General features: G+C 73.2%; 14 protein-coding genes. 5 read left to right on the top strand and 9 right to left on the bottom strand.

The annotated features are described in order from the left end of the window. The first annotated feature begins 78 nt into the window (after positions 1–78). A complete protein-coding gene (locus ACFP2E_RS00835) occupies positions 79–1,122 on the top strand; it encodes a zinc metalloprotease (protein WP_378521733.1) in 1,044 nt (347 codons plus the stop codon). A 3-nt stretch (positions 1,123–1,125) separates the two neighbouring features. Here ACFP2E_RS00835 and speB read toward each other — a convergent pair whose 3' ends face one another. Beyond that, positions 1,126–2,136: an agmatinase gene (gene speB, locus ACFP2E_RS00830; protein ID WP_378521732.1), complete on the bottom strand. Its 1,011-nt coding sequence runs from the start codon at positions 2,134–2,136 to the stop codon at positions 1,126–1,128. A gap of 266 nt (positions 2,137–2,402) precedes the next feature. On the opposite strand from speB, the gene ACFP2E_RS00825 reads away from it, so the two are divergent. Beyond that, positions 2,403–3,710, top strand: coding sequence for a dicarboxylate/amino acid:cation symporter (locus ACFP2E_RS00825; RefSeq protein ID WP_378521731.1), 1,308 nt, complete (start codon positions 2,403–2,405; stop codon positions 3,708–3,710). A 140-nt stretch (positions 3,711–3,850) separates the two neighbouring features. Then, positions 3,851–4,639 (top strand): alpha/beta hydrolase, encoded by a 789-nt coding sequence (locus tag ACFP2E_RS00820; protein WP_378521730.1) that lies wholly within the window; start codon positions 3,851–3,853, stop codon positions 4,637–4,639. Here ACFP2E_RS00820 and ACFP2E_RS00815 read toward each other — a convergent pair. Both ACFP2E_RS00815 and ACFP2E_RS00810 read right to left on the bottom strand, forming a co-directional pair. Continuing rightward, positions 4,626–5,129 (bottom strand): 2'-5' RNA ligase family protein, encoded by a 504-nt coding sequence (locus ACFP2E_RS00815; RefSeq protein WP_378521729.1) that lies wholly within the window; start codon positions 5,127–5,129, stop codon positions 4,626–4,628. The genes ACFP2E_RS00820 and ACFP2E_RS00815 overlap by 14 nt on opposite strands. A 5-nt stretch (positions 5,130–5,134) precedes the next feature. Continuing rightward, the gene (locus ACFP2E_RS00810; RefSeq protein ID WP_378521728.1) at positions 5,135–6,613 is read right to left on the bottom strand and encodes a cryptochrome/photolyase family protein; all 1,479 of its coding nucleotides are present in this window, start codon (positions 6,611–6,613) and stop codon (positions 5,135–5,137) included. A gap of 93 nt (positions 6,614–6,706) precedes the next feature. Between ACFP2E_RS00810 and ACFP2E_RS00805 the strand changes: the two genes are divergently transcribed. Next, complete coding sequence (locus ACFP2E_RS00805; RefSeq protein WP_378521727.1) at positions 6,707–7,360, top strand: class I SAM-dependent methyltransferase; 654 nt, start codon at positions 6,707–6,709, stop codon at positions 7,358–7,360. On the opposite strand, the gene ACFP2E_RS00800 is transcribed toward ACFP2E_RS00805, so the two are convergent. The 5 genes from ACFP2E_RS00800 to ACFP2E_RS00780 all read right to left on the bottom strand — a co-directional run bounded on the left by ACFP2E_RS00800 (position 7,319) and on the right by ACFP2E_RS00780 (position 11,964). Further along, the gene (locus ACFP2E_RS00800) at positions 7,319–8,443 is read right to left on the bottom strand and encodes a prenyltransferase (RefSeq protein WP_378521726.1); all 1,125 of its coding nucleotides are present in this window, start codon (positions 8,441–8,443) and stop codon (positions 7,319–7,321) included. The genes ACFP2E_RS00805 and ACFP2E_RS00800 overlap by 42 nt on opposite strands. Then, positions 8,433–9,167: a class I SAM-dependent methyltransferase gene (locus tag ACFP2E_RS00795; RefSeq protein WP_378521725.1), complete on the bottom strand. Its 735-nt coding sequence runs from the start codon at positions 9,165–9,167 to the stop codon at positions 8,433–8,435. The genes ACFP2E_RS00800 and ACFP2E_RS00795 overlap by 11 nt, the downstream gene beginning before the upstream one ends. A 4-nt stretch (positions 9,168–9,171) precedes the next feature. Further along, positions 9,172–10,416, bottom strand: a complete 1,245-nt coding sequence (locus tag ACFP2E_RS00790) for a glycosyltransferase family 4 protein (protein ID WP_378521724.1) — start codon at positions 10,414–10,416, stop codon at positions 9,172–9,174. Positions 10,417–10,522: 106 nt separating this feature from the next. After that, on the bottom strand, positions 10,523–10,981 hold the full coding sequence (locus ACFP2E_RS00785) for a pyridoxamine 5'-phosphate oxidase family protein (RefSeq protein WP_378521723.1): 459 nt from the start codon (positions 10,979–10,981) through the stop codon (positions 10,523–10,525). Next, positions 10,981–11,964: an NAD(P)/FAD-dependent oxidoreductase gene (locus tag ACFP2E_RS00780; protein WP_378521722.1), complete on the bottom strand. Its 984-nt coding sequence runs from the start codon at positions 11,962–11,964 to the stop codon at positions 10,981–10,983. Before ACFP2E_RS00780 ends, ACFP2E_RS00785 begins: the two co-directional genes overlap by 1 nt. Positions 11,965–12,062: 98 nt before the next feature. On the opposite strand from ACFP2E_RS00780, the gene ACFP2E_RS00775 reads away from it, so the two are divergent. Next, on the top strand, positions 12,063–12,743 hold the full coding sequence (locus ACFP2E_RS00775) for an ion channel (RefSeq protein WP_378521721.1): 681 nt from the start codon (positions 12,063–12,065) through the stop codon (positions 12,741–12,743). Here ACFP2E_RS00775 and ACFP2E_RS00770 read toward each other — a convergent pair. Beyond that, a complete protein-coding gene (locus tag ACFP2E_RS00770; RefSeq protein WP_378521720.1) occupies positions 12,727–13,449 on the bottom strand; it encodes a response regulator transcription factor in 723 nt (240 codons plus the stop codon). The two genes, ACFP2E_RS00775 and ACFP2E_RS00770, sit on opposite strands and share 17 nt — an antisense overlap. Positions 13,450–13,546: the final 97 nt, after the last annotated feature.

The raw sequence follows: 13,546 nt of genomic DNA, 5'->3' as shown, positions 1-13,546 counted from the left end.
CCAAATCCCTGACGCCGCACCGGTCACGGCCTAGTTTGGGGCGCAGTGTGTCCTCTCCCGGGAAAGGGTCCTCCCCCCATGTCCACTCCCCCGATCACTCGCCCCACCACCGGCCCCACCACTGGCCCCACGACCGGTCGCCGCCTCGCCCGGGTGGCCGCCGCCTGCGTCGCCCTCGGCGTCGTGACCACCCTCGGCAGCCCCGTCGGCGCCGCCCCCGCGGACAAGTCCAACGGGAACGGCGGCGGCAAGGACAAGAGCTGCACCCAGTACGGCGACCTCGTCGCGGCGCCCGAGGGCATGATCCCGCGCGACGACGCCATCCACGTCGACAAGGACCCGCTCGAGGCGTGGGTCGCCGAGCACCCCGCCCAGGCGGGCGCCGCCGCGACCCTGCAGGCCGGCGAGACCGTGACGATCCCGGTGCACTTCCACGTCATCCGCAAGTCGGAGGGCGGCCCGGGCGACGTGGACCAGCAGCAGATCGTCGACCAGGTCGAGGTCCTCAACACCAGCTTCGCCGGCACCGGCTTCGACTTCGAGCTGGTCGGCACCACCCGGACCACCGCCCCGCAGTGGTTCCCGCTGCTGCCCACGCAGGGCAGCGACCGGCGCTTCGTGCGCGGTGGCAGCAAGGAGGTGAACATGAAGGAGTCGCTGCGTCAGGGCGACGCGCAGACCCTCAACATCTACTCCTCCTCGCTCGCGCAGTACCTCCTCGGCTGGGCGTACCTGCCCTGGGACTTCACCGGTGACAACGGCGAGACGCTGCCGCGCTACCTCGACGGCGTCGTCGTCGACTACCGCACCCTGCCGGGCGGCGCGTACGGGCAGTTCTACGGCCTCGGCGACACCGGCACCCACGAGGTGGGGCACTGGCTCGGCCTCTTCCACACGTTCGAGAACGGCTGCGAGGGCGAGGGCGACCACGTCGACGACACGCCGTACGAGGCCGTGCCGGCGTTCGACTGCGAGATCGGGCGCGACACCTGCCCGCAGCCCGGGACCGACCCGGTCACGAACTTCATGGACTACACCTACGACTCCTGCATGGACCACTTCACCGAGGGCCAGGCGGAGCGGATGCGGATGATCTGGGCGGCGCACCGCACCCCCGCCTGACCCCTACCGGTCGAGCAGCGGGCGCGACGGGTCCCACCCGGTCCCGTCGCGCTCGTCGCGCCGGCGCCGGGCGATCGCGCTCAGCGCCTCCAGCACCACCCGGTTCGCCAGGGCCACCGTGATGTCGGCGTGGTCGTACGGCGGGCTCACCTCGACCACGTCGACGCCCACCACCGGCAGCTCGAGGCAGATACGGCGCACCGAGTCGAGCAGCTCCCGGGCGGTCAGGCCGCCCGGCTCGGGCGTGCCCGTCCCCGGGGCGTGGCCGGGGTCGCAGACGTCGATGTCGACGGACAGGAACACCCCGTCGCACTCGTCGGTCGCGATCGCGAACGCCTCCGTGAGGCACTCCTGCAGCCCGCGGTGGCCGATCTCGGTCATCTCGTAGGACCGCATCCGGTGCCCCGCCATCCAGTCCAGCGTCTCCGGCGGCGGCCAGTAGCCGCGCAGCCCGACCTGGAGGAACCGGTCGCCGCGCAGCGCGCCGGACTCGATGAGTCGTCGCATCGGCTGGCCGTGGCCCCACAGCGACCCGAACTCGATGTCGCCGGTGTCGGCGTGCGCGTCGAAGTGGATCATCGAGACCCGGCCGTGGCCGAGCACGTTGGCGACGCCCTTGGCGTCCGGGAACGCGATGGCGTGGTCGCCGCCGAGCACGACCGGGATCGCCCCGGCCCGCGCGACCCGCTCGACGGCCGCCTCCAGCGCGGACAGCGACCGCTCGATGTCGCCGGAGAACATCTCCACGTCGCCGGCGTCGACGACCCGCAGGTCCACGAGGCCGTCGGTGCGGAGCGCGAGCGACGGCCGCGAGCCGTCGTGCGGCAGGTAGTCGGTCATCCGGATCGCCTGCGGCCCGAAGCGGGTCCCGGGGCGGTGGGACGTGCCGCCGTCGAACGGCGCCCCCAGGACGACGACGTCGGCACCGGAGTACGTCGCCTCGTCGTCGAGGTCGCACCGGGGCACACCGAGGAACGTGATGTCGGGCCCGTACTGGGCGCCGTACCGGGTCATGTGACGAACCTTATGACCGCGCGGATGCCCGGCGGGCGCATCGCCGCACCTACGGTCTCCCGGTGCTCGAGACCCTCGTCCTCCTCGCCCTGATCGTGATCGCTCCCGTCGTCATCGTGAGCAGCTCGCTCCGCCTCTTCGCCGCGCTGAAGCGCTGAGGCCCGCCGGGTCACTCCCGAAGGGGTGAGGGACCTCACCCTGCGAAGGGGCATGGCACCCGGCGCCGCCGTGTTGATGGGGATCGGCAACCACTACTCCTCCCCACGGTGGAAAGGCACTCCATGCTGCTCGCGCTGCGCAAGACGCCCTTCTGGGCGCAGATCGTCGCCGGTCTCGTCCTCGGCGTCCTGCTGGGCCTCGTCGCCCGGACCCAGGAGGTCGTGGCTCTGACCACGGCCCTGCAGACCATCGGCGGCATCTTCGTCGGCCTGCTCAAGGCGGCGGTGCCGCCGCTCGTCTTCACCGCCGTGGCCGTGAGCGTCGCCAACCTCCGCGAGGTCGCCAACGCCACCAGGCTGGCGGCGCAGACGCTGCTGTGGTTCATGATCACGTCGCTGATCGCCGTGGGCATCGGCCTCGGCCTCGGCCTGCTCACCAACCCCGGCCGCGCCGCAGACATCTCGCCGGAGGGCGCGACGTACGACGGCACCACCGGCTCGTGGCTCGACTTCCTCACCGGGCTCGTCCCGTCGAACTACCTCGGGCTGTCGGTCAACGACAACGGCCCGTCCTTCAGCGTGCTGCAGGTGGTGGTGCTCGCGCTGGTCGTCGGTGCGGCGATCCTCAGGACCGGCGAGAAGGCGGAGCCGTTCCTGGGCGTGCTGCGCTCCGCGCTCGCCGTGATCCAGCAGGTCCTCTGGTGGATCATCCGCCTCGCACCGCTGGGCACGCTCGGCCTCATCGGCGCCGCGGTCGCGACGTACGGCTGGGACCTCGTCGCCCCGCTCGCCGTGTTCACCATCGACGTCTACGTCGGCTGCGCGCTGGTCATGTTCGGCGTCTACCCGCTGCTGCTCAAGCTGCACGGGCTCTCCCCCGTCAAGTACTTCTCCGGCGCGTGGCCCGCGATCCAGCTCGCGTTCGTGTCGCGCTCCTCGGTGGGCACCATGCCGCTGACCCAGCAGGTCACCACCCGGCACCTCGGCGTGCCGCAGGAGTACGCGTCCTTCGCGGTGCCCTTCGGCGCCACCACCAAGATGGACGGCTGCGCGGCGGTCTACCCGGCACTGGCGGCCATCACGGTCGCGCAGGTGTTCGGCATCGAGCTCGGCCTGCAGGACTACCTGCTCATCGCCTTCGTCTCGGTGATCGGCTCCGCGGCCACCGCCGGCCTGACCGGCGCGGTGGTGATGCTGACCCTCACCCTCACCACGCTCGGCCTCCCGCTCGAGGGCGTGGCCCTGCTGCTGGCCATCGACCCGATCCTCGACATGGTGCGCACCGCCACCAACGTGGCCGGCCAGGCGCTGGTCCCGACCATCGTGGCCCAGCGCGAGGGCATCCTCGACCGGGCGGCGTACGACGCCCCGCGCACCGGCGGACCCGTGGGCGAGCGCGACCTGGTCGACGCCTGAGAACGCACGCGGGCGCGGTGTACCCGGTCTTGGGGAGCCCCGCTCGCCACTTCTGGTGATGTCCGTCGGCGGGGCCGTCACGGCCCCGGCGACGGACCTACCGTGCGGGGACCTTCTCCCCCCTCAGGAGGCACGCGCCAGTGCCCGCGCCACGTCCCACCAGGCGGCAGCTGCTCCTCGGTGGCGCCACGCTGCTCGCCGTCGGCGGCACGGCCACCGCGGTGTGGAGCGCCGCCCCCGAGCCGTGGGTGCCGGACGCCCCCGAGGGCCTCGTGGGGCTCGAACGGGTGCCCTCGGTGGCGATGGGCGCCGCCGTCGACCTCTTCACGGCGGTGCCCGCCGGGCTGGGCGCCGGCCTCGGGCTGCCGGTGGTCGTCGTGCTGCACGGCTCGAGCGCGTCGGCAGCGGCCCTGCGGGGCTTAGGGTTGGGCCGCTTCGTCTCCGCCGCGGTGGCCGCGGGAGCACCGCCCTTCGTGCTGGCGGGCACCGACGACGGACCGGCGGGCTGGCTGCCCGGCGGCGGTGCCGACCCGCCGGCGATGCTGCTCACCGAGCTGCCGCGCTGGCTCGCGCAGCGTGGCTTCGACGCCGGCCGGATCGCCGTGTGGGGCTGGTCGCGGGGCGGGTACGGCGCCCTGCGGCTGGCGCTGGACCACCCGGGGTGGGCACGCGCGGCGGCGCTCTTCAGCCCCGCCGTCGGCGACGCGGAGCCGGAGCTCCAGGATCTGACGCCGCTCGCGACGCTGCCGCTCGGTGTCTGGTGCGGGACCCGCGACATCTTCTACGAGCCGGTGCGCACCCTCGTCCGGCGGCTCCCGGAGCCCCCGGAGATCACCACGTGGGCCGACGCCGGACACACCCGCGTCTTCTGGAACCGGCACACGGTCACCGCGCTCACCTGGCTCTCCGGCCACCTCACGTCCGGCTGAGGGTGCGCACCGAACGCGAGTCCGGGTCCCAGCGGCGGAGCTCGGTGATGGTCAGCGCGAGCTCGCCGTTGCCGACGGCGTCGACAGCGGCCTGCACCTGCGACCGGTCGATCCGGCGCGCCAGCGTGACGTGCGGGAGCCAGCCGTCGTGGCGTCGGTCGGCGACCGCCGCCCGCAGCTCCAGCGCGGCCCGCACCACCGGCTCGGGCACCTCGGCCAGTCGGGCCACCGTGAGTCTTCGCCCGCCCAGGAGGACCAGCCCCGCGGCCCGGACGGTGAAGGGGAGCAGCGGGGCGACCAGCTCCCGCGCGAGCGCCTCGACCTCGGCGTCGATCGCCGTCGCCTCGAGCAGCGTCACGTGGGGTGCGTTCGTGTCGCCCTGGTGGTCGAGCTGCGACGGCAGCCCGGCGTCGCGCAGCGCCTGCCAGTCCCGGCGTACCGCCGCGTGGCCGGCCGCGTCGGGCAGCAGCTCGAGCGAGTGCAGCGGCATGGGCGTCAGCCGCCCATCAGCCCGCGGGCCCGCCGGGTGTGGGCCCCCTTGGTGCCGGGGTCCATCCGGTCGTAGAGGTTGCTGATCATCCGCGAGCGGGGGTTGCCCGCGAAGACGTCCTGGTGGTCGCGGACGAACGTCCAGTAGAGCGCGTCCCAGTCGTCGCACCAGTCCCCGCGCGGGAGGTCGGACATCTTGCGCAGGTAGTTCGAGCCGGACACGTAGGGCTTGGTGGTGATCGCGTCGCCCGCCGCGAACTGGCTCATCGCGTAGACGTTGGGGACCATCACCCAGTCGTAGGCGTCGACGAACATCTCCATGAACCACTCGTACGCCGCGTCCGGGTCGACCCGCAGCAGGCACATCGCGTTGCCGAGCACCATCAGCCGCTCGATGTGGTGGGCGTAGCCGGTGTCGAGGACCCGCCGCAGCACGAGGTCGACCGGGTCGAGCCCGGTCTCGCCGGTCCACCAGCCCTCGCCGAGCGGCCGGGCGTGGCCGAGGTGGTTGCCGCTGCGCAACCGGCGGCCGTGGAGCTCGTAGACGGCGCGCATGTACTCGCGCCAGCCGATCAGCTGCCTGACGAAGCCCTCCAGCGACGCCAGCGGCACCTCGTCGTCACCACCGGCGCGGTCCTCGGCGTGCTCGAGGACGCGTTCGAGCACCCGCCGGGGAGAGATCAGGCCGATGTTGAGCGCCGGCGTGAGCAGGGAGTGGAAGACCACGGCGTGCTCGGCGGAGATCGCGTCCTCGTAGGGGCCGAACTCCCCGAGCCGGTCGGCGAGGAACGCCTCGAGCGCCGCCTCTGCCTCGTCCGGGGAGGTCGGCCAGCGGAACGACTCGGCCGAGCCCGGCGCGTCGGGGAACTCCTCCGACACCCAGGCGATCGCCTCCTCCACCTCGGGGTGCCGGTCCGGCGAGGGCACGTCCGGCACCGGGTGCCCCTTCGGCAGCTTCTTGCGGTTCTCCTCGTCGAAGGACCAGCGTCCGCCGACGGGCCCGCCGTCCTCGACGAGCACGTCGAGCCGGCGGCGCTGCCAGGCGTAGAAGGACTGCATCCGCGGCCGGCCGTCGCCGAAGAACGAGCGCAGGTCGGCCCGGCTGGTGAGGAAGCCCGGCGACTCGAGCACCTGCTCCTCCCCCAGCTCGAGCCCGGCGTCCGACACCGCCGCGCGCAGGTCCCGGGCGAGCCAGTCGTCGACGACGTCGAGGACGGTGACCTCGTCCGGGTCGAGCTCGCGGAGCAGCGCCGCGAGCTGCTCCCGGCTGCTGCGGGACGCATCGGTCGGGACCACCTCCACGTCGTACGACGCCTCCCGCAGCCGGTCGGCGAACCGGCGCATCGACGCCCGGTGCAGGACGAGCTTCTGCGCGTGGAAGCGGTACTGGCGGAAGAGCAGGTCGTGCTCGACGAGCACGAACACCGTGCCGGCGGGGGCCTCGAGGTGCTCGGCGAAGAGCTGGTGGGGCAGCACCAGCCGCACGCACCTGCCGGACCCCCTCCCCGACGCCCCACTGGACGTGCTGCGCGACGACGCCATGCCGCGACCCTAGCCATTGCCCCCTAGGGTTCTCGGGTGCCCGAGGAGATGCCCGCAGACCTGCTCGCCCACGCCCGCGCGGCTACGGGATTCATGCCCGACGACGAGGGCCTGCTGCTGCACCGGGTGGCGCGGGAGCGGCTGCCCCACGGCCCGGTGCTCGAGGTCGGCAGCTACTGCGGCAGGTCGGCGGTCTACCTCGGCGCCGCGGCGCGCGAGGTGGGCGGCACGGTGTTCACCGTCGACCACCACCGCGGCTCGGAGGAGAACCAGGCCGGCTGGGAGCACCACGACGCGTCGCTCGTCGACCCCGAGTCGGGCCGGATGGACACCCTGCCGCGCTTCCGCCGGACCATCGAGCGCGCCGGTCTCGAGGACCAGGTCGTCGCGGTCGTCGGGGCGTCGCGGACCGTCGCCGCGCACTGGCGCACCCCGCTGTCCATGCTCTTCATCGACGGCGGGCACGGCGAGGTGCCCGCCCACGACGACTACGACGGCTGGGCGCCGTGGGTCATGGCCGGCGGGCTGCTCGTCATCCACGACGTCTTCCCCGACCCCGCCGACGGCGGCCGGCCGCCGTACGAGGTCTACCTGCGGGCACTCGAGGACTGCTTCGCCGAGGTCGAGGTCCTCGGCTCGGTCAGGGTGCTACGACGCGTGCGCGGGGACGCCGGCGACCCGCTCGCCTGAGGCGCAGCCACAGTCCAGCGCCAGCTCCGCCGGCTCCGGCAGGGTGGCGCCGCGCATGATGTCCGCGCCCGGCGTGCCGACCCCGAGCGCGTCGGCGGCGAGGATGACCGCGGCGGCGGTGTAGGTCGTGCTCTCGCGCGGCCATACGGCACCCCCCTCGTGCTCCTCGGACTCGTAGACGAAGCCGGTCCAGTAGCCGCCGTCGGCGGTCCGCAGGTGCTGCACGTCGGTGAAGAGCCGCAGCGCACGCTCGCGCTCGCCCAGCGCCTCGAGTGCGAGCACCAGCTCGCAGGTCTCGGCGCCGGTCACCCACGGGTTGGTGTCGACGCAGCGGATCCCGAGGTCGGGCACGACGAAGTCGTCCCAGCGCGAGGCGAGCAGCCGCCGCGCCTCCTCACCACGAACGGCGCCGCCGAGGACCGGGTAGTACCAGTCCATCGAGAACGTCGCCTTGTCGAGGAACAGGTCGCGGTGCTCGCGGAGCGCGTGCGCCAGCCGGCCGCAGGCGAGCTCCCAGCCGGGCTGCGGGTCCTCCACCAGCTCCGAGAGGGCCAAGCCTGCCCGCAGCGCGTGGTGGATGCTCGAGGACCCAGCCAGCAGCGCCTCCTCGTTGACGCGGCCCGGCCGGCCGTCGGCCCACTCCTGCGACCAGGCGATGCCGCCCCAGGGCAGCTGCATCGACACGACCCAGTCGAGCGCGCGGCGCACGGACGGCCAGTGGCGCTCGACGACCGAGGCGTCACGCCGCAGCAGCCAGTGGTGCCAGGTCCCGACGGCGAGGTAGGCGGCCATGTTGGTCTCGCCGCTGGCGTCCTCGACCCGGCCGCCCACGATCTTCATGGGCCACGAGCCGTCCTCGCGCTGGGTGTCGAGGCACCACTGGTAGGCGCGCGCCGACGCGGCCGACTCGCCGCCCACGAGCAGCGCCATCGCCGCCTCGACGTGGTTCCACGCGTCGGTGTGCTGGCCGGTCGTCCACGGGATGGCGCCGTCGGGCTCCTGCATCGCGGCGATCGCCGCGGCGGTCTGCTCGACCTGCGGCGCCGTCAGCACGCCCTCGACGTACGGGATGTCAGTCTGCACGGGCGGCCTCGCGCAGCGGCTTGTGGAAGTAGAGCACCAGGCTCTTGCCGATCATCGGGTCGAGGAGCCGCTCGGCTACCCGCGTCGTCCGGGGCCGCTTCATGATGTCCCAGACCAGCAGCCGGTGGTAGGCGCGGACGAGGGGGTGGTCGTCGCGGTTCACGCCGACCGCGCACTTGAGCCACCAGTACGGCGTGTGCAGGCCGTGCGCGTAGTCGCGACCGTCGAGGACGAGGCCGGCGTTGGCCGCCTTGGTGGCCAGCTCCTTGTCGGTGTAGATGCGGATGTGCCCGCCGGGGGTGTCGTGGTACTCGTCGGAGAGGCGCCAGCAGACGGCCTCCGGCAGCCACCGCGGCACCGTGATCGCGATCGTGCCGCCCGGGCGCAGCACCCGGGCCAGCTCGTCGAGCGCCTGGATGTCGGCCGGGATGTGCTCCAGCACCTCGGCGGCGACGATGCGGTCGAACTCGCCGTCCCCGAACGGCAGCGCGAGGGCGTCGCCCTCCTTCACGTCGGCCTCGGCGCCGTCCGGGACCTCGCCCTGGTCCTTCATCGCGGCGAAGAGCTCGCGGACGCCGGCGAGCTCGTCGGCGTCCTGGTCGAACGCGATGACGTCGGCGCCGCGCCGGTACATCTCGAAGGCGTGCCGGCCCGCGCCGCAGCCCATGTCGAGGACGCGCTCGCCCGGCCGCAGGCCGAGCCGGTCGAAGTCGACGGTCAGCATGTCGTCACATCCCTCTCTCGGAGCGGTACTCGCGCACCGCGTCGTCGTACGCCGCGGCGGTGGCCGCCGCGACCGCCCGCCAGCTGAAGAGCTCCTCCACGCGTCGCCGGCCGGCCGCCCCCATCCGGGCACGTCGGTCGTCGTCGTCGAGCATCCGCAGCAGGGCCAGCTCGAGCTCGCCGACGTCGCCCGGCGTGACCAGGTCGGCGCACAGCCCGTCGGGCCCGACGACCTCGGGGATGGCGCCGGCGCGGGACACGACGAGCGGGGTGGCGCAGGCCATCAGCTCGGCCGTGGGCAGGCTGAAGCCCTCGTAGAGCGACGGGACGCAGGCGACCTCGGCCGACCCCATCAGCTCGACGAGCTCGGCATCGCTGAGCCCGTGCACGAAGCGGACGTGGTCGGCGATCCCGAGCTGGTCGACCAGCTGGTCGGTGCGGCCCCCGGGCTGCGGCCGGGTGACCAGGACCAGCTCGACGTCGCGCTCGGTGCGCAGCTTGGCGAAGGCCTCGAGCAGCGTGTCGATGCCCTTCATCGGGGCGTCGGCGCTGGCCATCGCCAGGATCCGGCCCTTCACCCGCGGCGTCGTCGGTGGGGCGAAGCCCTCGTCGACGCCGAGCAGGATGGTGCGCATCCGCGCCGGGTCGACGCCGAAGTCGCGGGCGATGTCGCGGCGCGAGCTCTCCGACGGCGTCAGGACCATCCGGGCCCGGCGGGCGACCTTGCCCTGCATCCGCAGGAAGCCGTACCACCGGCGCAGGCTGAGCCGCTTGCGCCAGGTGGGCGCGGCCTGGAGGTCGATGCGGCGGTCGAAGGTGATCGGGTGGTGGATCGTGGTCACCAGCGGCAGGCCCAGCTTCTCGATGCGGAGCATGCCGTAGCCGAGCACCTGGTTGTCGTGGACGACGTCGAAGTCGTCGGCCCGCTCGGCGAGGAGCCGGGCCACCCGGGTGCTGAACGTCTTGGGCTCCGGGAAGCCGGCGGTGCACATCGTCAGGAACTCCTCGACGTCCACCAGGTCGCGGAACTCCCGCAGCCCCGGCACCCGGAACGGGTCGGGCTCGCGGTAGAGGTCGAGGCTGGGCACCTTGGTGAGGCGGACACCCACGTCGAGCTCGGGGTAGGGCTGGCCCGAGAACACCTCCACGTCGTGGCCGAGCGCGACGAGCTCGCGGCTGAGGTGGCGCACGTAGATGCCCTGACCCCCGCAGTGCGGCTTGCTGCGGTAGGAGAGCAGTGCGACGCGCATCCCAGCGCCCCCTTCCGACCGACCCGTGGACGGGCCCCCACGGGCCCCGGAGGGGGTCAGCGTAGTCGCCGGTCCCGGGCAGTCCGCCGGTCGGGTTACCGGCCGGTCAGAGCTTCGCGTGGTCCCAGCTCGCCACCCGCTCCGGGTGGACCACCACCGCCACCCGCTTGGCGGCCTGCCGCTCGACCTCGGCCCGGCCGATCTCGCCGAGGTCCTCCGCCGACCCGACACCGAGCATCCGGACCGCGACGGCGGTCCCGATCGCCCGGACCCGGTCGGGGTCGCGGACCAGCTCCGCGCGACCGGTCACCGAGGCGCCGCGGAGCTCGGCGTACGCCGAGCCGGACTCGACGAGGCAGGTCAGCCGCGGGTCGCGCTCGAGGTTGCGCACCTTCTGGCTGCGGCCGTAGGTCCAGAAGGCGATCCGGCCCTCGTCGAGCACGTAGAAGAGCGTCGTCAGGTGGGGCACCCCGTCGCGCCCAATGCTGGCCACCTGCACCTTGGCCTCGTCGGCCAGGAACGCGGCGACCTCCTCCGGGGTCATCCGCACCCGGTCGCGAGACATCAGCTGCCCTCGCTCGAGTGCCCGGGGAACACGTGGGCGCTCGGGTCGAGCACGACGGCGGCGTTGTTGACGGCGGTCGCGGCCTCTCCGAACCCGACCGCGATCAGCCGCACCTTGCCGGGGTACTCGGTGACGTCGCCGGCGGCGAACACCCGGTCGAGGCTGGTCCGCATCGACGAGTCGACGACCACGTGCCGCTTGTGGACCTCGATCCCCCACTGCTGCAGCGGACCCAGGTCGGCGACGAAGCCGAGCGCCGCGACCACCGCCTGGGCGGGGCGGGTCGTCGTCTCGCCGTCGACCGTGATGTCGACCTCCTCGACGGTCCCGTTGCCGCGCAGCGCGCTCACCTCGGCCCGGGTGATGATCTCGACGGAGGACGCCCGCACCTGCTCGACCGTCCGCGCGTGGGCCCGGAAGGCGTCGCGCCGGTGCACCAGGGCCACCGACCTCGCGACGGGCTCGAGGTGCAGCGCCCAGTCGAACGCGCTGTCCCCGCCGCCGACGACCACCACGTCCTTGCCGGCGTACGGCGCGAAGCTGGGCACGAAGAACTCGAGGCCACGGCCCAGCCAGCCCTCGCCGGCGGGGAGCGGGCGCGGGCTGAACTTCCCGATGCCGGCGGTGACGATGACCGCGCCGGCGCCGACCTCGGTGCCGTCGTCGAGCCCCACGGTCACGGAGTCGGGGTGCTGCTCGAGGCGGACGGCGGTGCGGTCGAGGAGGTACTCGGGGTGCGCGGTGCCGGCCTGCTCGACCAGGCCCTCCACCAGCTCGCGGCCCTTGACGGTGGGGAACCCCGCGACGTCGAGGATCGCCTTCTCCGGGTACATCGCCGTGATCTGCCCGCCGAGCTCGGGCAGCGAGTCGACGACCGCGACCCGCAGGCCCCGGAAACCGGCGTAGTAGGTGGCGTAGAGGCCGGTCGGACCGGCCCCGATGATCAGCAGGTCGGTCTCGACCCGGCGGCTGTCGGCAGGCACGTCGCGATCTTGGCGCGCCGGACCGCCTCGGCTCAAGGGTGCCACCCGGAAGCGCGCCCTAGGATGCGCCTGAGGCGAGGGACCGGAGGAGTGATCGCGTGAACGACCACGCCGTGCCGGCGCTGGACCCCACGACCGTGCGGCGCCACCCGTCCGGGCTGCTGCTGGTCGCCCAGGTGGTGGCCGTGCTGGCCTACCCGTTCCTCGACAGCTCGACGGCCGGCCGCGCCATCCTCGGGGTGGTGCAGATCGCCATCGTGATGCTCGCGATCTACGCCGTCCGCCGGACCCCCACGCTGACCCTCGTCGTCGCCGTGCTCGGGCCGCTGGCGATGGGGTTCACCGTCATGGAGTCGGTGTGGCAGGACACCGGCTGGATCGTCCTGGCCTCGGCGATCGTGCACGCACCGTTCTACTTCTACGTCTCCTACGCGATGATCCGGTACCTCTTCCACGACGACCGGGTGACGCGGGACGAGCTCTTCGCCACGGCGGCCGCGTTCACCGTGGTCGCCTGGGGCTTCGCCTACGTCTTCGCCGGTGTGCAGGTGCTCGAGCCGGGCTCGTTCGCCGGCACCGGCGGCACCACCGACCGGACCTGGTTCGAGCTGCTCTACCTGTCGTTCGCCCAGCTCACCAGCGTCGGCCTCTCCGACGTCGTGCCGGTAGGGGCCCACGCCCGGTCGGTGGCGATGATCGAGCAGGTCGCCGGCGTCTTCTACATCGCGCTGGTGGTCTCGCGGATGGTTGGCCTGACCGTCATCAGGAAGGCTGCCTGAAGCGGTAGGCGTCGCCCGCGACCGTCTCGATCCAGCGGTGGCGCTCCCCCGCCCGGCGCAGCTTGCGGCGGATGCTCGCGACGTGCACGTCGACGAGGAATCCCGACTCCTCGAAGGACCCCTGCCACACGTCGCGGACCAGGTCGTCGCGCTGACGCGCCTCGCCCGGACGAGCGGCCAGCGCCGACAGGACGTCGAGCTCGGCCGGGGTGAGCGGAAGTACCGAGCCGTCGAGCAGTGCCTCCCGCTTGCCGAGGTCCAGGACCAGCCGACCGTGCTCGACGACCTCGCTGCGCTCCGGACGCCGGGCGCCGGCACGCGGGCGCCGGAGCAGCGCCGCCACCCTGGCCCGCAGCTCGCGCGGGTTCACGGGCTTGGAGAGGTACTCGTCGGCGCCCATCTCGAGACCCACCAGACGGTCGATCTCCTCGGACCGGCCCGTCACCATGACGACGTAGGCGTCGCTGAACTCGCGCAGTCGCCGGCACAGCTCGACGCCGTCCATGTCCGGCAACGACAGGTCGAGCGTGACGACGTCCGGGTCGAGGTCGCGGCAGATCCCGAGCGCCTCCTCGCCGAGCTCCGTCTGGTGCACCTCCAGGTGGTCCTGGCGGAGAGCCAGGGCCAGCAGCTCGGCCGTCCCGGGGTCGTCCTCGACCACCAGCGCCCGCGCCCTCGTGCCGTCGAAGGTCTGCTGGTCGGTCACGCGGGCGCCCTCCTGGCGATGTGTTGCGTATCTCGTCGACGTGATGCGTTCCATCCGGCCGATTCGCGCGTTGACCACTGTCGTGGAACTCCCCCGT

It is taken from the genome of Nocardioides sp. GCM10027114 (genome assembly GCF_042659625.1).
Taxonomy (GTDB): Bacteria; Actinomycetota; Actinomycetes; order Propionibacteriales; family Nocardioidaceae; genus Nocardioides.
The sequence above is the reverse complement of the archived record's forward strand: the minus strand, read 5'-3'. Positions and strand labels throughout refer to the sequence as shown.